At 65.2% G+C, this 20,122-nt stretch carries 16 protein-coding genes; 9 read left to right on the forward strand and 7 right to left on the reverse strand.

The features are described 5' to 3' along the window. Window positions 1-425: 425 nt before the first annotated feature. Window positions 426-791 (reverse strand): hypothetical protein, encoded by a 366-nt coding sequence (locus tag BW990_RS21360; RefSeq protein WP_159441638.1) that lies wholly within the window; start codon window positions 789-791, stop codon window positions 426-428. A 36-nt stretch (window positions 792-827) separates the two neighbouring features. Here BW990_RS21360 and BW990_RS11390 point away from each other — a divergent pair, with 36 nt between their 5' ends. From BW990_RS11390 to BW990_RS11405, 4 genes are all read left to right on the forward strand, one after another. Continuing rightward, on the forward strand, window positions 828-1,799 hold the full coding sequence (locus tag BW990_RS11390; RefSeq protein ID WP_159441639.1) for a tetratricopeptide repeat protein: 972 nt from the start codon (window positions 828-830) through the stop codon (window positions 1,797-1,799). Window positions 1,800-1,978: 179 nt separating this feature from the next. Beyond that, window positions 1,979-4,468 (forward strand): S8 family serine peptidase, encoded by a 2,490-nt coding sequence (locus BW990_RS11395; RefSeq protein ID WP_159441640.1) that lies wholly within the window; start codon window positions 1,979-1,981, stop codon window positions 4,466-4,468. A gap of 188 nt (window positions 4,469-4,656) precedes the next feature. Continuing rightward, entirely contained in the window at window positions 4,657-5,994 is a 1,338-nt protein-coding gene (locus BW990_RS11400; RefSeq protein WP_159441641.1) for a trypsin-like serine protease, read from the forward strand. Window positions 5,995-6,202: 208 nt separating this feature from the next. Then, window positions 6,203-6,487 carry a hypothetical protein gene (locus tag BW990_RS11405; RefSeq protein WP_076448174.1) on the forward strand — a complete coding sequence of 95 codons (285 nt, stop codon included), beginning with the start codon at window positions 6,203-6,205 and terminating at the stop codon, window positions 6,485-6,487. A gap of 127 nt (window positions 6,488-6,614) precedes the next feature. Here BW990_RS11405 and BW990_RS11410 read toward each other — a convergent pair whose 3' ends face one another. The 3 genes from BW990_RS11410 to BW990_RS11420 form a co-directional block, all read right to left on the reverse strand. Next, a complete protein-coding gene (locus tag BW990_RS11410) occupies window positions 6,615-7,919 on the reverse strand; it encodes a TRAP transporter large permease (RefSeq protein ID WP_076448175.1) in 1,305 nt (434 codons plus the stop codon). A gap of 112 nt (window positions 7,920-8,031) precedes the next feature. Beyond that, window positions 8,032-8,580: a TRAP transporter small permease gene (locus BW990_RS11415; RefSeq protein ID WP_076448176.1), complete on the reverse strand. Its 549-nt coding sequence runs from the start codon at window positions 8,578-8,580 to the stop codon at window positions 8,032-8,034. A gap of 106 nt (window positions 8,581-8,686) precedes the next feature. Continuing rightward, entirely contained in the window at window positions 8,687-9,652 is a 966-nt protein-coding gene (locus BW990_RS11420) for a TRAP transporter substrate-binding protein (protein WP_234990234.1), read from the reverse strand. Window positions 9,653-10,189: 537 nt separating this feature from the next. Here BW990_RS11420 and BW990_RS11425 point away from each other — a divergent pair. The 3 genes from BW990_RS11425 (at window position 10,190) to BW990_RS11435 (ending at window position 14,693) form a co-directional block, all read left to right on the forward strand. After that, a complete protein-coding gene (locus tag BW990_RS11425; protein WP_076448178.1) occupies window positions 10,190-11,281 on the forward strand; it encodes a TRAP transporter substrate-binding protein in 1,092 nt (363 codons plus the stop codon). A 97-nt stretch (window positions 11,282-11,378) separates the two neighbouring features. Further along, the gene (locus tag BW990_RS11430; protein ID WP_076448179.1) at window positions 11,379-12,320 is read left to right on the forward strand and encodes a TRAP transporter small permease subunit; all 942 of its coding nucleotides are present in this window, start codon (window positions 11,379-11,381) and stop codon (window positions 12,318-12,320) included. A gap of 18 nt (window positions 12,321-12,338) precedes the next feature. Beyond that, window positions 12,339-14,693, forward strand: coding sequence for a TRAP transporter large permease (locus tag BW990_RS11435; protein WP_076448180.1), 2,355 nt, complete (start codon window positions 12,339-12,341; stop codon window positions 14,691-14,693). A 138-nt stretch (window positions 14,694-14,831) separates the two neighbouring features. Here BW990_RS11435 and BW990_RS11440 read toward each other — a convergent pair whose 3' ends face one another. The 3 genes from BW990_RS11440 to BW990_RS11450 all read right to left on the reverse strand — a co-directional run bounded on the left by BW990_RS11440 (window position 14,832) and on the right by BW990_RS11450 (window position 16,763). Beyond that, window positions 14,832-15,644: an arginyltransferase gene (locus tag BW990_RS11440; protein ID WP_076448181.1), complete on the reverse strand. Its 813-nt coding sequence runs from the start codon at window positions 15,642-15,644 to the stop codon at window positions 14,832-14,834. A 141-nt stretch (window positions 15,645-15,785) separates the two neighbouring features. Continuing rightward, window positions 15,786-16,229: an RDD family protein gene (locus tag BW990_RS11445; RefSeq protein ID WP_076448182.1), complete on the reverse strand. Its 444-nt coding sequence runs from the start codon at window positions 16,227-16,229 to the stop codon at window positions 15,786-15,788. A gap of 111 nt (window positions 16,230-16,340) precedes the next feature. Beyond that, on the reverse strand, window positions 16,341-16,763 hold the full coding sequence (locus BW990_RS11450; protein WP_076448183.1) for a DUF2852 domain-containing protein: 423 nt from the start codon (window positions 16,761-16,763) through the stop codon (window positions 16,341-16,343). 317 nt (window positions 16,764-17,080) lie between these two features. Between BW990_RS11450 and BW990_RS11455 the strand changes: the two genes are divergently transcribed. Beyond that, window positions 17,081-19,867 (forward strand): [protein-PII] uridylyltransferase family protein, encoded by a 2,787-nt coding sequence (locus BW990_RS11455; RefSeq protein ID WP_076448184.1) that lies wholly within the window; start codon window positions 17,081-17,083, stop codon window positions 19,865-19,867. Further along, a complete protein-coding gene (locus tag BW990_RS11460; protein WP_076448185.1) occupies window positions 19,864-20,121 on the forward strand; it encodes a hypothetical protein in 258 nt (85 codons plus the stop codon). The genes BW990_RS11455 and BW990_RS11460 overlap by 4 nt, the downstream gene beginning before the upstream one ends. Window position 20,122: the final 1 nt, after the last annotated feature.

The following is a 20,122-nucleotide window of genomic DNA, read 5'->3' on the forward strand; positions in this document are numbered from 1 at the left end:
TCTGGCGGGTCGTTGGCAATGTCTGCGATCTCTTCACTGAGGAAGAGTGCTACAACTTCTTCAAGGCCGCAGGCTATGAAACTGATTGAACGCAACTCGCTCTAACTCAACGTCAATTCGAAACGGGGCCTGCCGATCCGCATTGATCGCCGCCAGCGCGTGGATCGAAAGTGACATGACGCGAGGAGGCGATCATGCGCACGAGAGCGACGTCCATATCGCTGAACGGAAATTTTCGGCTCGTAATGGCCGGGCTCGAGGTCGAGGTCCGGGCCAGCAGAGCGCGGGCGATCGTGGCGATCCTCGCTACCGCTCACGATCACAAGAAATCCCGCGATGCGCTGAAGGCAATGATTTGGCCGCGCAGCGATGAAAAGCAGGCCTCCGGCAGCATGCGCACGGCGCTTTCGAGCCTGCGCCATGACCTAGGCGAGAATGCCGACCTCGTCGGTGCGAACCGCACCCATATCTGGCTGAACGGCCCGGTCGAATTGCTCCGTCCCGACGATGGCGGGGCGTTTTTCGAAGATGCGCCGACGGATATCGGTGCGGATTTCGAGGATTGGCTGCAGACCGAGAGAAACCGCTCGGACCGGCAACTGCCCATCATCGCCCCGCTGGAATGTGGCCCGACGCGCCGCATCTGCATTGGCATCCTGCCGATCCATGAGCGGCTCGATGAACCGATGGCTGCGCTGCTGGCCACGCAGGTGCTCGATTTCGTGATCGAAAGCTTGAGAGCCCACGAAATATTTCAGCTTTTCGATTTCAGGGACCTCGAGACGGATCATTTCTCGGGCGGAGTTCCGGGCATCTCCGACCCGGAGATGTATCTGCGGCTGAGCCTCACAAAAGTGCGTTCGATGGCGCAGTTGTCGGTCTCGGTCCTGAGCGGACGCCAGATCCTGTGGGCCCATGCGACCTCGGCCGATCAGTCCGGTCCGTTCCTGTTTTCGCATGACGATGTGGCGGCCTTCGCAAACCAGACGGTGGATGCGATCCTGAAGGCCGCGTTTCGCAAATATGAAGGCGCCGCCTTTCGCGGCAAGGGGCCGCAATCCATGATCGGCGTCGTGCATCAGCTCTATGGCATGTCGCGCGAGGGCCAGTATTCGGTGCGCCGTTACCTTGAGGGGCATCCCGAATTGGAAGGCTCAGCGCTGGCCAACGCCTGCTACGCGTTGTCGGTTGCCAACACGCTGGGGGAGGGAGAGCCGACCTTGGCCGATCTCGAAGAGGCGCGGCGCCATGCAACGCGTGCCCTCGAACTCGATATGCAAAATCCCTTGGTTCTGGCGTTTTGTGGCCATGTTTTCGGCTTTGCCCTACGGGAATTTGCGGTCGGGGCCGAAGCCACGAAACTGGCGCGGCGGCAGGCGCCCGCAATGCCGCAGGCCTGGGATTTTTCGGCGATGAACGCAATCTATCGCGGTGCGCTTCCGGATGCGATGCGCTTCAGCCGAAAGGCGGCCCAGCTCGGCCAATACAGTCCATATCGTGAATTGTTCCGCTCGTCCCTTGCCATAACGGCGACCCTTACGGGCGAGCATGAGACCGCCGTGCAGGTGTCGCGCTCCGTATTGATGCGGTTGCCGGAATTCCTGGCCGTAATGCGCCATGCCGCGGCGAGTTATTCGGCGCTCGGCCAGCTTTCAGAGGCCGAGAGCATGGTCGAGCAGGTCCGGGCCCGCGATCACAGGTTCAGCCCTGAAGCCGTGCAGGACCCGAAATACCCATTGCCGAGCGCAGATAGCCGGGACGTGATCGGACGCACGTTCCGGATGCTCGGCCATAGTTGAAAGTGTTTTGAAAACGTCCGCAACGGGAGGATTTGATTATGTAATTTTCACGTCGCAGCGTCCTGCTGGGGGGCGCGTCGGCTCTGGTGGGCCTCAGGGTGGACGGCGCGTTTGCGCAAGGCTCGGACTGTTTCATCCCTACCAGGCAAGGATTTATCGGCAGCTTGCGGTCCGCGGTTTTGAGCGCGCAGACCCGCGGGGTTCCCAAGATCGTGAATTGCTACACGCCGCGTGGCGTCGCCCCGCTCGACCTTGCCGGGCTCTATGCGAAGCCGACGGGACGGTTCGTAGTGGAGGACGCACAGGGCAATCAAGAGACTGTGGTAGTGATCGGTCATGAAGCTCCGGCGGATGCCGTCATCGACGAGTCCCTCGCCATCTGTCACAGCCCGGCAGACGGATTTCCAGAAAACATCTTTGGGATCGATACGATCACCGGTCTCGGGCGCGGTCGTGGTCGGGGGCGCGGACGCCGGGGGCGCGGACGCCGAGGCCGGGGACGAGGGCGCGGGCCCGAAGGCATGCTGGCCGGGACCGGAAGCGGCCAACAGCGTCTCGACCTCCTCTTCGAAGAGGAGACGGCGCACTACCGCCAGCGCGTTACCGACAGCCTGCCGACGATTGCCGAATTGCTGCGGGAGCCGGGGGCCGACGATCCTTACGTGCTGCGGCCTCCGGAGTATTCCGGCACCGTGACGCAAGATGAAGTCGAGGCTCTCCTCGAGATGCAGATTTCCGACGAGCGCGACGTGCGCCTTCCAGAGATCAACGCGCAGGTCGACGATATCGCCACTCCGTTTCTCGAGCTGGTGTCGGATTACGCGGGCCCTCCAGCGGGCGTCTTGCGGGTCCTGAACCTGATGGACATGGCCGGCTTCGTGGTGGGCTATTACTTCAAACGTCAGTTCGGACGGTTGCGCCCGAACGTCTTCGATCCCCGGATCGTCCCGTCGATCCCGGTGCCGACGCATTCGTCCTATCCCAGCGCGCACGCGGTTCAGACCCATCTCATCGCGCATGGCTTGGCGGAAATCTACGAGGACTCCGCCCTGGTGGCGCGGTTCTTCGATACGGCGGAACGGATCAGCGTCAATCGCGAATATGCCGGGGTGCATTATGCGTCCGATACCGAGGCGGGCATCATCGCGGCCCGGGCCGCCTTTCCGATCCTGCGGCTGGTGATGGACGAAGTCTTCACCGACGCCATTGCGGAAATGAACATCAGCCCGCAAGCCAATTGCCACATGCTCGGAAGCCCCGGCGAGATCGAGCAACCGCCGGTGAAATCGGATCCTGCAGCGGGGAACGGTTGGAACCTCGGTGCGCTCGGAATTCGGAACGCCGGCCCGTCGGAGACCGGCAAGAAGACGGTCGTGGCGCTTTTCGACACTGCGGTGGATGTCCACCACCCCGCGCTTAAAGACGCGATCCAGAACGAGTTCATCAATCTTGACTATCCGATGCCATTGGATGACCCATGGTGCATGGGCTCGAAAGGGATCGGGCACGGAACGGCCATGGCGGGGCTTGTGGCCGGATCGATGGGCGGCAGGAGCCTCGGCGTCGCGCCCGATGCGAAGATCCTGCCTGTCCGCTGCGCGAACCTCGCGCGTGACGATCATGACGACCGGTTCGAGCTGGGCGTAGCCATCCTCGGCGTCGGTCTGGCGGGAAATCGCGGCATGCTGCCCAATTGCCCAGCGGAGGCTGACGCGGCCCGTATCGCGGCGGTGGTTCTGTCGCTCGACTTCCAGAAGCCTGATTACGACCGCGCCGGTTATCTCTCCGCCTACGAGATCCGAAAGGCCGCCGAGGAAGGTAAGCTGGCCGAGAAGATCAAGGAGGCCCGAGATGAGGACCGACCCGCCTGTGATCCTTTCGCCCTGGCGATCCTGATCGTGCAGACCCAAGTCGCCGTGGTAATCCCCGCGGGCAATGGCGGCGGCGACCGCCTGGCCTATCCGGGAAATCCCGACGACTACGCAGCGATTTTCGAATTACTGAAACATCCCGAGGGGCGCGATTTCGTGTACGATTTGCTGCTCGAAATGATCGACAGCTACAACATGTCGTTTTCGAGAGACATGCGGTTTGAAACGCGGCAAGCGTTTGATGCTTTCCGCGAGGACGCGCTGGAACCGCAGCCGCTCTACACGCGATCCCCCGATGACGACGGCGATCCGTTTGAGCAAACCGGGATCATCGTCGTGGGGGCGGCGAATTACGAAGGCGCGCCGGATCTCGACCCCGACAACTTGGATCGCAGCACCCATATTTGTGCGGGCTACAGCCAATATGGCCCGGGCCTTTGCGTCCTTGCGCCGTCCGACCGGGACACGGATCCGCCCTATCGCTGCGACACCGCGGATGGCGCGGGCAGCGTCCCCGTTCCCACCGCCGACATACGCGGGCCGGGCGGTTTCGCGGCCGATCCCCTCGCGGATTACAGCCATGCGGGCCAGAAATACGGCTTCGGCGGCACTTCGGCGGCCGCCGCGCAAGTCGGCGGTGTGATCTCTCTTCTCGCGGAACGGAAGATAACCCAAGCGCCTAGTGCACCCCTGAACGGTCCCGATTTGCGCAGAACGTTGACCGGCCTGGTCGTCGAGGCGCGGGATTATATTCCGGCCGCGCACGGGAAGGGCGCCGTCGACCTGACCGGATTTTGAACATGAAGCGAATCATGAATTATGCCTGCACCGCGGCCCTCTCTGCCTGTCTTGCTTTTGTCGTTCCGGCAGCACCCGCACAAGCACAGCAAGACTCGAGTGCGCTTTACGTCATGCCATATGCGAATCCGACCGAGGTCGTCAGCGCCTTCAACAGAAACCAAGGCGCTTTCTCGAGCCGGGGAGTTTTGGACTGGCCAATCGCACCGACCGTGCCCGAGGCCATCGCCGACGAATTGGTCGTGGACTATACCGAGCGCCACGTCGCGCTTCTCGAAAGGATTCCAGAGGCGCTTTGGCCCCGGATCGACGCTGGGCTCGACTGCGCGGGCGGCCGTGCGCTAATTCAGGTCGACCACGGGGAAACCTTTGCCGCCTATCTCTTGGGGGGCCAGCTGGTCGTCACCGATGCCGGCCGGACCCTGGAGCTGCGCGAGGACCTTCCGGACCAACTAGCGAGTGCCGGAGAGGTCGTGTTCCAGCCGGGTTCCGGGAGCGCTTTGCGCGATTGCGGAGATATCGTCAGCCTGTTCAACTTCGGTCGGCCCTTAGAGCCTCCGAAGAACGAAAACCGTCCCACCCTCGCGGGCAGCGGTCTGCGCATTCCCTGTGACGCGCTGAACCCCGACGCCAATATCGGCTGCGCGTTCCATACCGTGCGGCTGTCGGACATGGTCCGCGGCCTTTTCTGTACCGGCTCCCTAATCTCTCCGCGGCATGTATTGACGGCGGCGCATTGCCTCTGCGATCGTGTCGTCAACGGTCAATTGCGGGATGACGTGGCCGTTTCTGTGGGCATTTCGAACGATTGGGCCGCGATCTACCCCAAGCAGGACGGCGTTCACTTTTACAACCAGACCAGCGTCTGCGCCTCCAGCGGCGCGCCCTTCGAGCAAAGGATCGAAAACGGCGATCTTGCGCTTGTGACGCTACCAGACGGCAGTCTCGACGCGGCCAAGACGCAGTTGATCGAGAAGGGGCGCGACCCTGAACATGTGGCGCGCAGCCTCGTGTCGATCGCGGCGCGGGACCTCTCCGATACGGTCTGGGTGACTCCGAACGCGGGCCAGAACGAGTTCACGACGATCGGCTACGGCATCACGCAAGACTTGCAGGCCCGGGCGACGAAACGCGAAATGCGGATGGCCGCCCGGCAACTGGGCCCATGTCACGGGCCGGTGGAGGCCGACGGGCGCTGCGCCGGGCACCAATCAGCTGTGTTTCTCGAAGACGGCAAGGCGATCTGTCCCGGAGACAGCGGCAGCGGGATGTTCAAGTTCGCGGACGATCCGCCGGAGGGCTATGGTGGCCTCGTGCTGATGGGTGTCGTCTCCGGCATGGGCCTCGTGAACCGGTGCCACCACGCGGAGACCGATGCCGTGCTCGAGACGCAGCCGCCGCGCAATGTCGTCCGCATCGACACTAGGGCCGTTCAGGATTGGCTCGACGCGGTGATCGGGGAAGACAGGCTCGTGCGCGGCACGCCGCTCGATGCGCCGCTTGTTTTTGCCGAAGCCCCGCAATGAGTGCACCAAAATGCCAACGGCTGGATCTCCGCTTCCGACACGTCGGGGCGGCGGTCTTTTTGTGCCCTAAGACGCTGAAATTAATGATTTCTACATTATTGACGATAGCCTGACGGTGCATTTGCGCAGCGTTGCGCGTCCGGGCGCAGTCTGGGGCTGTTCCCGGGGATTTCTGGGACATTCAAAGCTGTGAAAAAGGAGAATTGATATGTTCATTCGTGTTGTCACCGCTGCTGCCCTCGCCATCGCGCTGCCCGGACTTGCCGCGCAGGCCCAGGAGTCCGTGCACGAGCGGTTCGCCCGCAAGCTGGGCCTCGATCCGGCGCAATACTCGCTCACCCAGGTCGTCCAGATCCGGAACGCCGATGTCCATAACGGCGAGCGCAAGGCCCGGATCGAGATCATCGACCGGCAGAACCAGGCCTTCCGCGACGCCGTGTTGCAGATGATGCAAGGCGGCTCGGTGGAGACCGTCACGCGCGCCGCCAATTGATGCGGCCACCGACCCCAGGTCGGCCTTCCAGAGGCCGATCCGGATGTCAGGACAGATCAGCGTGCATCGCCCGCCCGCCCGCTCGCCGACCCCGCCGGCCGGCGGGCGCGCTTGCGTTCGGGCGTCGCTAGCCGCGCGTCATCAGCGAGGGCAGGAATGTCGCGATCTCCGGAAAGACGATCAGCAGCGCCGTGGCCGCCACCAGCACGAGGAAGAAGGGAAAGGCCATCTTCGCGACCGACAGAAGATCGTGCCGCGTCATCGCCTGCAGGATGAACAGGTTGATCCCGACGGGCGGCGTGATCTGCGACATCTCGATGACGATTACCAGGTAGATGCCGAACCAGATCAGGTCGATCCCGGCCGCCTGCACCATCGGCATGATGACCGAGGCGGTGAGCACGACGATGGATATCCCGTCGAGAAAGCAGCCCATCACCACGAAGAGAAGCGTCAGCGCGATCAGCAGCTCGAACCGGCTCAGCTCGAACGAGCCGACCCAGGCGGCAAGGTTGCGCGGAATGCCGGTAAAGCCCATCGCCACCGACAGGAACGCGGCCCCTGCGAGGATCAACGTGATCATGCAGGTGGTGCGGGTGGCGCCCGCCACGCTTTCGGTGAAGGAGGACCAGCTCAGCATGCCCGACAGCGCCGACAGGATGAGCGCGCCCAGCACCCCGACGGCGGCGGCTTCGGTGGGGGTGGCAAAGCCCGCATAGATCGACCCGATCACCGCGATGATGAGCCCCAGCATCGGGAACAGACCCGCGGTGGCGCGGATGCGCTGCAGGAAGGGCACGCGCGGCTCCGGCGGCGGCGTGCGGTCGGGATGGGCGGCGGACCAGATCATGATGTAGCCCATGAAGAGCACCATCAGCATCAGCCCCGGCAGGATGCCCGCGATGAACAGCCGGCTGATCGACACCTCGGCGGCCACCCCGTAGACGATGAGGATGATCGAGGGCGGGATCAGGAAGCCCAGCGTCGCCGAACCGGCAAGACTGCCGACGATCATCTTCTGATCGTAGTCGCGCTTTTCCAGCTCCGGGATGGTGATCCGTCCGATCGTGGCCGTCGTCGCCGCGGACGATCCCGACACCGCCGCGAAGAGCCCGCAGCTGACCACGTTGACGTGCAGAAGGCGGCCGGGCAGGGCGTTCATCCACGGCGCGAGGCCCTTGAACATGTTGGCCGCCAGCTTCGTGCGATAGAGGATTTCGCCCATCCAGATGAAGAGCGGCAGCGCGGTCAGCGCCCAGGAATAGGACTGGCCCCAGATCGTCGTGGCCATGATCGCGCCCGCAGGCGCGCCGGAAAAGAGTGCGATCCCGAGAAAACCCACGATCATCAGCGTCAGCGCGACCCAGATGCCGAGGGCCAGCATCACCAGCATGATGCCGATCAGGAAGAAGGAGACGAGGCTTGGATCCATGAGAGGCGGGTCTCCTATGCTGACCGGGCCGAAGCGGCGCTGCGGGATGGGGCGACGGGCGACGGGGTCGAAATGATGCGGCGGGGCGGGATCATGGCCGGTTGCGGAGGGCTCACGACGCGGCGGGCGGATCGTCGCCCTCGGCGTTCCGGGCCTCAAGCTCGCGTTCGGCCGCGTTGAAGGCGGGCTGGCGCCCGGTCAGCGCGCAGAACAGATCCTCCAGAAGCGCGATCCCGAACAGCGTCACGCCGATGGCCATGCCCAGCTGCGGCACCCAGAGCGGCATCGGCACAAGCCCCGACGTGACCTCTCCGCGGCTGAAGTTCTGGATGACCATCCCGATCGTGTGCCAGGCCAAAAGCAGGGTGATCGCTGCCGCCGTCGCCAGCGCCAGCACCAGTAGCGCGCGTTCGGCCGTGCCGCGCAGGCCCTGCACGAACAGCGTCACCCGGATATGGCTGCCGCCGCGAAAGCTGTAGGCGAGGCCCAGAAACGACGTCGCCGCAAGGCAGAAGCCCGCATATTGATCCGCGGAGGGAATGATCGTGCCCATCTGCCGGGCCACAATCTGGCCCGTGACGATGACGCAGATCGCGACCAGGAAGACGCCCGCCAGCGCACCGGCCGCGTCGTAGAGCCTGTGGAGAAAGCCTGTCAGCATGAAATCGGTCCAATCGCCGGCACCGGCCTGCGCGCAGCGGGCGGATGCGGGGAAAACAAGGCCCGGACCCGCAGCCTGCGCTGCCGGACCGGGCCGGTGTCGCGGATCAGTTCAGCGCGTCGAGGATCGCCTGACCGTCTTCGCCGACGCTTTCGGCCCATTCGGCGGCCATCGTCTCGCCGACGGTGCCCAGATCGGCCTTCAGCGTGTCGCTCGGCATGTGCACGGTCATGTTCGCGCCCAGCTCGGCGACCGATTCCTCGGCGATGGCGGCGCTCATCTCCCAGCCGCGGGTCTCGGCGGCGGCGGCGGCATCAAGCACGGCCTGCTGCTGATCCTCGGGCAGGCTCGAGAAGGCCGCTTCGTTGACGATGATCATGTTCTTCGGCAGCCAGGCCTGCAGGTCGTAGAATTCCGTGGTGAAGTCCCACGCCTTCGTGCGCACGCCGGTCGCGCCCGAGGTGACCATCGCATCGACGATGCCCGTCGAGAAGGCCTGCGGGATCTCGACCGCCTCGATCGTTGTCGGTGCGGCGCCCAGAAGCTCGGCCATCCGCGCAGTCGTCGCGTTATAGGTGCGGAAGCGCATGCCTTCGAGGTCGCCCCCCGCCTCGAGCGCGGTGTTGGTGTAGAAGCCCTGGCCCGGCCACGGCACCGCATAGAGCAGGCGGATGCCGTCCTCGGCCAGCTTTTCCTCGACAAGCGGGCGCTGCGCGTCCCAAAGCGCCTTGGCCTCTTCGTAGGTCGTGGCGATGAAGGGGATGTTGTCGGCGCCGAAGATCGGGTCTTCGTTGAAGAGGTTCGCCATCAGCACCTCGCCGATGGGCACGAACTGGTTCTGCACCGCGCGCTTGATCTCGGGATGCTTGAACAGCGAGGAACCGGAATGCACCGTGATATTCAGCCCGCCCTCGGTCGCCGCCGAGATGTCTTCGGCGAATTGCGCGATGTTGCGGGTGTGGAATTCGGCGTCCGGGTAGGGCGTCGCCATGTCCCACGCGGTCTGCGCGACAACCGGCGCCGCATGGCCGAGCGTGACGAGCGTGGCCGAGACGGCCGCGAATGTCTTCAATCTGGTAAAGGTCGTCATCTTCATTCCCTGTTTCTATAGGCGCCTCTCGGGGCGCTCTGGTTTCGCCATGTGCCTGTCCACGGAGATCTTGCCGCCTCCTCCGGGCCATGGTGCCCGCCACATAAGAGCGGTTCGCACGCCATGGCGCAAGGGCGCTGCCACCGTGAAGGGGCGGGCCCGGCACCGGCCGCGCCGCCCTCTGCGCCGACATTTCCGTCCGCTTCCGCGGGGAATTGCAAGGCTTTGGCGTCCTTGGGGCGGGGTGGCGCACGACATCTGCCGCTTTCTTGGGCCGGGCTGGCCGGGCCCGCCCCCGGATGCCGGACGCTGGTGCGATAGCGGCACCCCGCCGCGCGCGACCGAGAAATCAGCCGACAGAAATCCCCCGAACTCCGTAGCTTTGGGTATTCCGCGGGTCGGCAGCGAACGCTAGTGTCACGCCACTTAACGATCCGCCGGGGAGAGGATCGTCGCGTCGCGCGCGGGGGATAACCCGCGCCGTGCGCCTCCTCCCGGCCATTAAATGGGAGGAACCACATGGATCGTCGTGCATTTCTGAGAACGTCCGCGCTTGGTGGCACCGCTGCCGCCGCCGCCTCGACGCTGGCCGCACCGGCCTATGCGCAGGGCAAGCGGACGCTCACCATGGTCACGTCCTGGCCCCGCGGCTTTGCCGTGCTGGACGATGCGGCCAGCTATCTCGAGCAGTATGTCGCGGCGCTGTCCGATGGCGAGCTGACCATCGACAAGAAGGCCCCGGGCGAACTGGTGGGCGCGCTCGAAGTGTTCGACGCCGTGTCCTCGGGCCAGGCCGACATGTATCACTCGGCCGATTACTACTTCGTCGGCCAGCATCCGGGCTACGCCTTCTTCACCGCCGTGCCCTTCGGCGGCACCGCGCAGGAGGTCACCAACTGGTACCACCATGGCGGCGGCCAGGAGCTGCATGACGAGCTGGGCTCGATCTTCAACCTCAAGGGCCTGATCGCAGGTAACTCGGGCTCCCAGTCGGGCGGCTGGTTCCGCAGCGAGATCACCTCGGCCGAGGATTTCAACGGCCTGAAGTTCCGCATGCCGGGCCTCGGCGGCCAGGTGCTGGGCAAGCTCGGCGCGTCGGTGCAGAACATCCCCGGCGGCGAGCTCTACCAGGCGCTGTCCTCGGGCGCGCTGGACGGTCTCGAGTGGGTGGGCCCGATGGCCGACGAGCGCGCGGGCTTCCAGGAAGTGGCGAAGATCTACTACACCGCCGGTTTCCACGAGCCGGGCTCTGCGCTCGCGGCCTCGGTGAACCTCGATGTCTGGAACGAGCTGAGCCAGAAGCACAAGGACATCCTGAACATCGCCTCCCAGGCCGTGACGCATTACCAGCTCTCCGAGACGCTGGCGAATAACGGCGCCGCACTGGCCCGCCTGCAAAGCCAAGGCGTGCAGACGCTGCAATTCCCCGACGATGTCTGGGATGCCTTCGGTGCCGCGTCGAAAGAGGTCATGGACGAGAACATGGGCGACGAGCTTTTCGCCAAGATCCGCACCTCCTTCGACGAGAGCCTCGCGGCCTCGGCGTCCTGGATCAACAAGTCCGACGGCTACTACGTCGCACAGCGCGTCCGCGTCCTCGGCGAGGGCTGATCCGCGCAGGACAGGAAACACGAAGGGCCCCGCATCCGCGTGGGCCCTTCGATCAAGACCAAGATAACTCCGGCGCACTGACCGGAGAGGGGGAGAGATGGAAGAGGAAGCAGCGATCGGCCTCGGCGGTGCCTTCGCGGCGCTCGGATCGGGCCTCGTCTGGGTGATCCAGAACATCGCGCTGGCGTTCTACAATTTCGGCTACGCGATCACCCATCCCGGGCTCTGGCTCGACTGGTCGAACAAAGAAGCGATCATGCGCTTCGTCTATTACGGCGGCTCGACCGAGTTCTTCTTCGTGGTCTTCACGGCCTTCCTGGTGCTGACCGGCGTGGGGCTGTGGAAAAACTCCATCATGTGGGGCGCGGTGCGGGGGCTCGAGGGGCTGGCCAACGTGCTGGGCCGCGTCTTCGCCTGGGCGGGGCTTCTGATGGTCATCCAGCAGGTGGTGATCGTCTTCATGCAGCGGATCTTCACCCGGCCCGACATCTCCTTCGGCTTCGGCATTCCGCTGAGCTTCGATATTTCCTGGTGGGCCGAGGAACTCAAGCTCTACAACGCCCTGGTGGTCGCGCTCTGCCTGACCTACACCTTCGTGCAGAAGGGCCATGTGCGCGTCGATCTGGTCTATGCCGCCGTCAGCTTCCGCACCAAGCGGGTGATCGACATGTTCGGCAGCCTGTTCTTCACGATGCCGATGGCCGTGCTGATCTGGCTCTATGCGTGGTTCTTCATGTGGCGGCACCTCATCGTGCCGAACCCCTCGGCCTCGGACACGCTCGACCGGCTTCTGCTCAAATCCCGCGCGCTGCGCTGGAACGTGGAGACCATCGGCTTCAGCCCGAACGGCTTCACCGGCTATTTCCTCTTCAAGATCCTGCTGCTCTCGATTGCGGGCCTCATCTTCCTGCAGGCCATCGCCTTCTTCTACCGCTCCTATCTGGAGTGGAAGGAAGGCCCCGAGAGCGAGGACAAATATCTCGACATCGACCGCCTCGACGATCCCGTCGAAGTGCACGCAGACCGCGTCGACATCTAAGGGGCAGGGGACAGACCTATGCTATTCGGACTGGACGGGGTCGAAATCGGCCTGATCATCGTCTTCATCACGCTCTTCTCGGCGATCCTGTCGGGCTTCCCGGTGGCCTTCGCCATCGGCGGGGCGGGGGTCATTTCCTTCGCGATCATCGCCGCACTCGACAGCGCGGGGCTGCTGATCCACCAGGCGCTCGATACGGGCTCCGCGGAATATGCCGCGGTGGTGGCCGCCGGGGCCAACGAGAAGGCGATCTCGATCTTCACCCATCCCGATCTGCCACGCGTGGCCGACGGGGTCTTCCCCGATGGCTGGCAGGTGGCGCTCGACCGCAACGTGTCCTTCATCGTGAACCGCATCAACGAGCGCGTGCTCGCGGGCCAGTCCATCGAGACGCTGCTCGCGGTGCTGATGTTCGTGCTCATGGGCATCGTGCTGGAACGCTCGAAGATCGCCAATGACCTGCTGACCACCATGGCGCGGGTCTTCGGCCCGCTGCCGGGCGGCCTTGCGGTCTCCATCGTCGTGGTGGGCGCGTTCCTCGCGGCCTCGACCGGCATCGTCGGCGCAACCGTGGTGACCATGGGCCTTCTGGCCCTGCCCACGATGCTCAGGAACAACTACTCGCCGGAGCTTGCGACGGGGGTCATCGCTGCCTCGGGCACGCTGGGCCAGATCATCCCGCCCTCCATCGTGATCGTGCTTCTGGGCACGCTTGCGGGCGATCTCTACTCGGCCGCGCAGGAAAACCGCGCCCAGCTTGCGGGCTGCACCGATGCGCTGACCTATCTGGGCGAGCCTGCCGTGGTCTCCGTCGGCACGCTTTTCCAAGCGGCGCTTCTGCCGGGGATCCTGCTGGCGTTTCTCTATGCCGCCTATGCCTTCGGCTACGCGCTGCTGAACCCCTCGAAGGCCCCCGCCGTCGAGATGGGCAGCGCCACGGGCGAGGTCATCACCCCGGGCGAGAAGCTGACCTGGTTCCTCTTCGTGCCCGTGGCCCTGATCGCCGGCACGCTGCTCCTGTCCAATGTCAACCTCGTGGGCAGCCAGTCCACGCAGGTCGACAGCTTCACCGCCTCGGGCGAGGCCGCGTCGCTGCGCACCAATGTCAGCCCCGAATGCCAGGCCTCGATGATCGAGCTGCATGGCCAGGAGGCCTGGGACGCCGCCGTCGCCGAACAGACGGCGATCAACGAGGCGGGCGGCAGCGTCACCAGCGAGCGGCGCACCCCCGAGGAGATCGAGGCCGCCCGTGCCGAGCAGATCGCCAATGCCGCCCCCATCGGCACCGGCATCGCGCTCATCGCGCTCTTCTTCGGCCTGATGCTGGCGGTGGGCCGGGGCGTAGCCCCCATAGACGAGCCCATGCCGCTCATTGCGGGGGCGGTCGGCACGCTTGGCGTGCTGCTGGTCGATATCGTCCTGATCTCGCCCATGACCTCGCCGCTCGCCACCGTGGCGCTGATCGCGATCCCGGCGCTGGTGGCGCTCTGGGGGGTGAAACACGCCGCCGCCCGCATGGCCCGGAACGAGCTGATCCGGGTGGTCTTCCCGCCGCTGGTGCTGATCGTGGCGGTGCTGGGCTCGATCCTCGGCGGCATCACCAACCCGACGCCCGCCGCGGCGCTCGGGGCGGCGGGGGCCATCATGCTCGCCGCCTACCGCAAGCTGAAAGAGCAGGACCGCGATCCCTGGATCATCACCTATGCCACGCTCGCGGTGATCGGCACGATCCTGATCGGCATCAATTTCGACCTCAGGATCAATATCGAGAATGTCTCCGCAGAGAACTGGTTCGCCTTCTTCGTGGGCTACGGGTTGTATCTCTTTGCCTTCTTCGGGCTGCTCTATGCCTGCTGGGTGCTTTTCGCTGGCGGGGTTCTGACGCCCGCGGTGCGCGAGACGGCGAAGGTGACCTCGATGGTCTTCACCATCCTCATCGCCTCGCAGCTTCTGAACCTCGTGGTGATCTCCTTCGGCGGAGAGCATTACATCCAGCAATTCCTGCAAAGCTTCGACAACGAGTTCAAGGTCTTCCTGATCGTGATGCTCGTGCTCTTCGTGCTGGGCTTCGTTCTGGACTTCCTCGAGATCATCTACATCGTCGTGCCCATCGTGGGCCCGGTGATCTATGGCGGGTCCTTCGACCCGAAATGGGTCACGATCATGATTGCGGTGAACCTGCAGACCTCGTTCCTGACGCCGCCCTTCGGCTTTGCGCTGTTCTACCTGCGCGGCGTCGCCCCGAAAGAGGTCACCACCGGGCATATCTACCGCGGCGTGGCGCCCTTCGTGGGAATCCAGGTTCTGGGCCTCGCGATACTGTGGTTCTTCCCCGGGATCGTCACCATCGTGCCGGACCTGATCCCGAACTGAGTGTCCAGTGTTGTAACGAGTGCCGGGGCGGTCCTTCGGGGCCGCCCCGTTTACGTGTCCGGAACGCGCAAGGCCACGCGACACAGGACGGACCTGCGCGCTCAGCGCTCGAAACGAAACTCGGGAAAGGTGGCGCGCTCAGCGCACCGGGTCGGGCAGGGCGATATTCGCCACCTGTTCGGCGATGGGATCGGTCCCGTCGGGCGACAGCTCTTCCGAGAAGTCCTCGCCCCCGGTAAGCCGCTCCCACGTGCCCTGGCGGAACACCTCGAGGCCGGTGAAGTTGCGCTTGTAGCCCATCTTCTGGCTGCCCGGCACCCAATAGCCCAGATAGACGTAAGGCAGGCCCGCTTCCCGCGCGAGATCGACATGATCGAGGATCATGTAGGCGCCCAGCGATTGCCGCGGCAGGTCCGGCTCGTAGAAGGAATAGACCATCGACACGCCGTCATCGAGCACGTCGGTCAGGCAGGTCGCGGTCAGCTTGTCGGTCCTGCGGTCGACATATTCCACCACCCGGCTGCGGATCGGGGTTTCCTCGATCATCGCGGCGAATTCGAAAATGTCCATGTCGGCCATGCCGCCATCGGCGTGACGCGCATCGAGATAGCGGCGGAAGAGGGCGTATTGCTCCTCCGTGGCCCAGGGGCTGGTGGCCCGGCGCACGAGGTGGCTGTTGCGGTTGATCGTGCGGCGCTGGCTTTTCGACGGCGCGAAGGCCGACACGTCGATCCGCGCCGAGAGGCAGGCCGAACATTCCGAACAGGACGGCCGGTAGAGCACGTTCTGCGACCGCCGGAAGCCCTGCTTCGACAGCGAATCGTTCAGCCGCTCGGCCTGCGGTCCCTGCAGCGCGGTGAACAGCTTCCGCTCCATCCGGCCTTCCAGGTACGGGCAGGGCTGCGGGGCCGTGACATAGAACTGGGGTGCCAGGGGCAGCGAATGGCGCATGGAGGGGTCGGGTCCGCTATTGATGTCCTCGGACGGTAGCAACGAAATCTGGAGCCGCCAAGGCCTCTGGGCGCGCCATCCGCGGAAAGACGCACCGGCCCCGGTTCGAAGGGCCGGGGCGCGCGGCGGGGCGGACCGGCGTCAGACGCGCCGGTTGATCATGACCGTGCCGAGAACGAGGTCGCTCAGGCCCTGTTTGCGCTCGGTGTTCAGCATCAGAAGCACCGATCCCAGCTGCACGATGAAGGTCGACACCGACAGCGCGTAGCCCAGCGTGTGCATGAAGGCCGTGCCCGCATCGAGCCGGTTGGCATAGGCGTCGCGCAGCTCGATCGCCATGGCGCGCATGCCCCAGGTGGCCGATCCGTTGGCGATGGTGATCCAGCGATAGGTGAAGCCCACGGCGATCCAGACCAGCGGGAAGAAGAACAGCGCGATGCCGAAGGTGAAGACGATGGCCGGCACCACCAGCAGGGCGACGAAGATCGTGTCGATCACCCAGGCGAGGAAGCGCTTGAGCGTGACGCTGTCGTAGAACTCGGGCTGGCGCACCGGGTCGGGCAGATGCGTATCGAAGGCGGTCATGGTCTCTGGGCTCCTCGCGGGGCTTTTCGTGACAGGGAGGTGGGGATTTCGCGCGGGCCGCGCAAGGGCCCGGGCCCCGGTCGGGGCCCGAAGGAAGGTCGGGTCTTGGCCTCAGGCGGTCTCGGCGCCGCCCTCGTGGTCCGCGCGGGCCTTGCGGTCTTCCATGAACTGGTCGAACTCCGCCTTGTCGCGCGCTTCGCGCAGGCGCCGCAGGAAGCTTTCGAACTCCGCCTGTTCCTGTTCGAGGCGGCGCAGCGTTTCGGACTTGTAGGCATCGAAGGCCATGTTGCCCGAGGGCTTCATCGCCGAAAAGGCGCTGCGCGAGGTCGAATGGCGGCGGGACGAACAGGAAAACATGCGTTTGCTCCAGATCATGTAGGCAAGAAGGGCGAGGCCCACGGGCCAGAAAAGGACGAAACCGAGGATCATGGCGGCGATCCAGGCGACTTTGCCTTTCTGATCGAGCCACGCTTCGGCGCGGCTCAGCCAGCCTGCATTGGCGGGCAGATTGTGGGTTTCGGCGGCGATACTCATCGGATCTCCTTTCGAGGGCTCGGGTGCTGCGATGTGAATGTCTTTCACATTGATGTAGATCGGAATGCCTTCCGGCGCTTTCAAGGGTCCATGTGAAGACTTTTAACATTTTTTTGCGGACCCACCCCGGCATATTTGAGCAACGGGGCGCTTCCCATGCATGGAGAGAGCGACGCGGCCCCACAGATCCGACCCGCCGCACGGCCCTCTTTCCAATCCCCGACCCGCCCCCCTGCCAGCCGGCAAGCCACGCCCCTCCGCGTCCCGCCGCCCTCGCGCCCATTGCGCTTTGTCCCCAGCCATGGCCACATCCCGACATGACCTTTGCATCCCGCATGACCCGCTGTCCGCGCCCCTTCGATGCCGATCACGGACGGGACGGCCGCGCCGCGGCGCCCTGGGCTGATGGCGCCATCGCCGACCTGATCGAGGGCGCGGCGGGGTCCAGCCCCTACCTGAAAAGCCTTGTCGAAAAGGAAACCGACTGGCTCCAAACCGCTTTGAACGATCCCGAAAGCGCCTTGGAGACCCTCTATTCCGATCTTCGCGACGGCGCTCCGGACAAGCGCGCCACCGATCTGCGGCAGGGCAAACGGCGGATCGCGCTGCTGTCCGGGCTGGCGGACCTGGCCGGTGTCTGGCCGCTCGAAACCGTCACCGGCACGCTGAGCGATTTCGCCGACCTGTCGGTGCAGCTCGCACTCGAGGCGACGATCGGCGCCGAGATCAAGCGCGGCAAGCTGCCCGGCGCCACCGAGGACGACATCGCCGCCGCGGGCGGCATGGTCGCGCTGGCCATGGGCAAGATGGGTGCGGGCGAGCTCAATTATTCTTCCGATATCGACCTCATCTGCCTCTTCGACGAAGGCCGGTTCGACCCGGACGATTACCACGAGGCGCGGGCGAGCTTCATCCGCGCCACCCGCAAGATGTCGTCCATGCTCTCCGAGATGACGGGCGAGGGCTACGTCTTCCGCACCGACCTGCGACTGCGCCCCGATCCCGCCGTCACCCCCGTCTGCATGGCGATGGAAGCGGCGGAGCGGTATTACGAAAGCGTCGGCCGGACATGGGAACGCGCGGCCTATATAAAGGCGCGCCCGGCGGCAGGCGATATCGCCGCGGGGCAGCAATTTCTCAAGACGCTGACCCCCTTCGTCTGGCGCCGTCATCTCGATTTCGCGGCCATCCAGGATGCCCACGACATGCGGCTGCGCATCCGCAAGCACAAGGGGCTGGGCGGGCCGATCACGCTTCCCGGGCACAACATGAAACTCGGTCGCGGCGGCATCCGCGAGATCGAGTTCTTCACCCAGACCCAGCAGATCATCGCCGGAGGGCGCGATCCGGACCTGCGTCTGCGCGGCACCGTGGAAAGCCTGCGGGTCCTGGCGAAAAAACAATGGATTCCAGAGGCTTTGGCCGCGACCTTGACGCAGAATTACCGCGCCCATCGCGAGGTCGAACACCGGGTGCAGATGATCCACGACGCGCAGACCCATCTGCTGCCCAATTCCGACGAGGGATTCGCGCGGCTGTCCTGCCTGATGGATATGGATATCAAGACGTTACAGGGTGATATTCATGCACGGCTGGAAGAGACCCACGCCGCGACCGAGGGCTTCTTCCGCCCCGATGCCGGGGCCGCGTCCTGCCCGCCGGACGCGCTCGATTTCGGCGGCGACGTGCTGGCGCGCTGGCCGACCTATCCCGCGCTCCGCTCGGCCCGCGCGGTGGCGATCTTCGACCGGCTGAAACCCGATATCCTGTCCCGCCTGCAGAAGGCCGCCCGCCCCGAAGAGGCGCTGGTCGCCTTCGACGGCTTCCTGTCCGGTCTGCCCGCCGGGGTGCAGCTTTTCTCGCTTTTCGAGGCCAACCCGCAGCTCATCGACCTGCTCGTCGATATTGTCGCGACATCTCCGGACCTTGCGCGCTATCTTTCACGCAATGCGCAGGTATTCGATGCGGTGATCGTGGGCGATTTCTTTGCCGAATGGCCGGGCTGCGACGCGCTGCGCGCGGCTCTCGACGACGTCCTCGCGCGCGAGGGCGATTACGAACGCTGCCTCGACGCGGCGCGCCGCTGGGGCAAGGAATGGCATTTCCGCGCCGGCGTGCACCTCCTGCGCGGGCTCATCACCCCCGAGGAGGCCGCAGCGCAATATGCCGATGTGGCCGAGGCCTCGCTCGCCGCGCTCTGGCCCATCGTGGTGGCCGAGTTTTCCCGCCGGCACGGCGCGCCCCCCGGCAAGGGGGCGGTGGTGCTGGGGATGGGATCGCTCGGGGCGCTGCGTCTGCATGCGCGCTCCGATCTCGATGTCATCGTCATCTACGATGCCGATGGCGTGGAGGAATCGAACGGCAAAAAATCCCTGTCCGCAAGGCCTTACTACGCGCGGCTCACGCAAGCGCTGGTGGCGGCGATCACCGCGCCCATGGCCGAGGGGCGGCTATACGAGATGGATATGCGGCTCAGGCCCTCGGGCAACCAGGGCCCCGTCGCCACCGCCTTTTCGGCCTTCCGCGAATACCAGCAGAGCCAGGCCTGGGTCTGGGAACACATGGCGCTGACCCGCGCGCGGCCCGTCGCCGGCGATACCGACCTGGGCGATGCGGTGGAGGCGTTCCGCCGCTCGCTTCTGTCCGGACGGACCACGCCGGAGGACGGGCTGCGCGAGCTTGCGGAGATGCGCGCGCGGATAAGTGCCGCGAAGGGGACCGGCAGCCCGTGGGATCCCAAGGTCGGGCGTGGCCGCCTGCAGGAGATCGAGCTCCTGGCCCAGACCGGCGCGCTCTTGTCCGAAGAGGTGCCGCGCGGCACCGATGAGGGCCTGCGCGCCGCGGCCGGGGCGGGGCTTTTCCCCAAGGCGGATGCAGAGGAGCTCTGCGACACCTATCGCTGGCTCTGGGCGCTCCAGATCGGCGCGCGTCTGGTCAGCGACGGCCCCTTCGATCCCGAAACCGCCGGCGGCGGGGCAGTGGATTTTCTGCTGCGGCTGAGCGGCGAGACCTCGACCGACGCGCTGGCGCAGCATATGGCGGAACGGACCGAGGCTGCGGGCCGGATCATCGACCGCGCGCTCGGCCAGGAGACCGCGCCATGAGCGAGACAGAATTCGACCCCAAGGGCCTGATCCGGGAAGCCTACCGGATCGAAGGGATAGACGAGGCGGATTGCCGGACGATCTTCCTCGACTGGGCGCTGGGACTGCCGATCGAGGTGGACAATGCCGAGGCGATCCGCGTCATGCTGGCGCGCCACGACGTCCCGGGCCACCCGATGACGAAGGTTTTGCAGGAAGGGCTGGTCAGCCTCGGCGCGCCGCGCAGGCGCGGCGGCTGGCGCGCCCGGCACTAGC

Source organism: Roseivivax lentus (genome assembly GCF_900156805.1).
In the GTDB taxonomy this organism is placed as follows: Bacteria; Pseudomonadota; Alphaproteobacteria; order Rhodobacterales; family Rhodobacteraceae; genus Roseivivax; species Roseivivax lentus.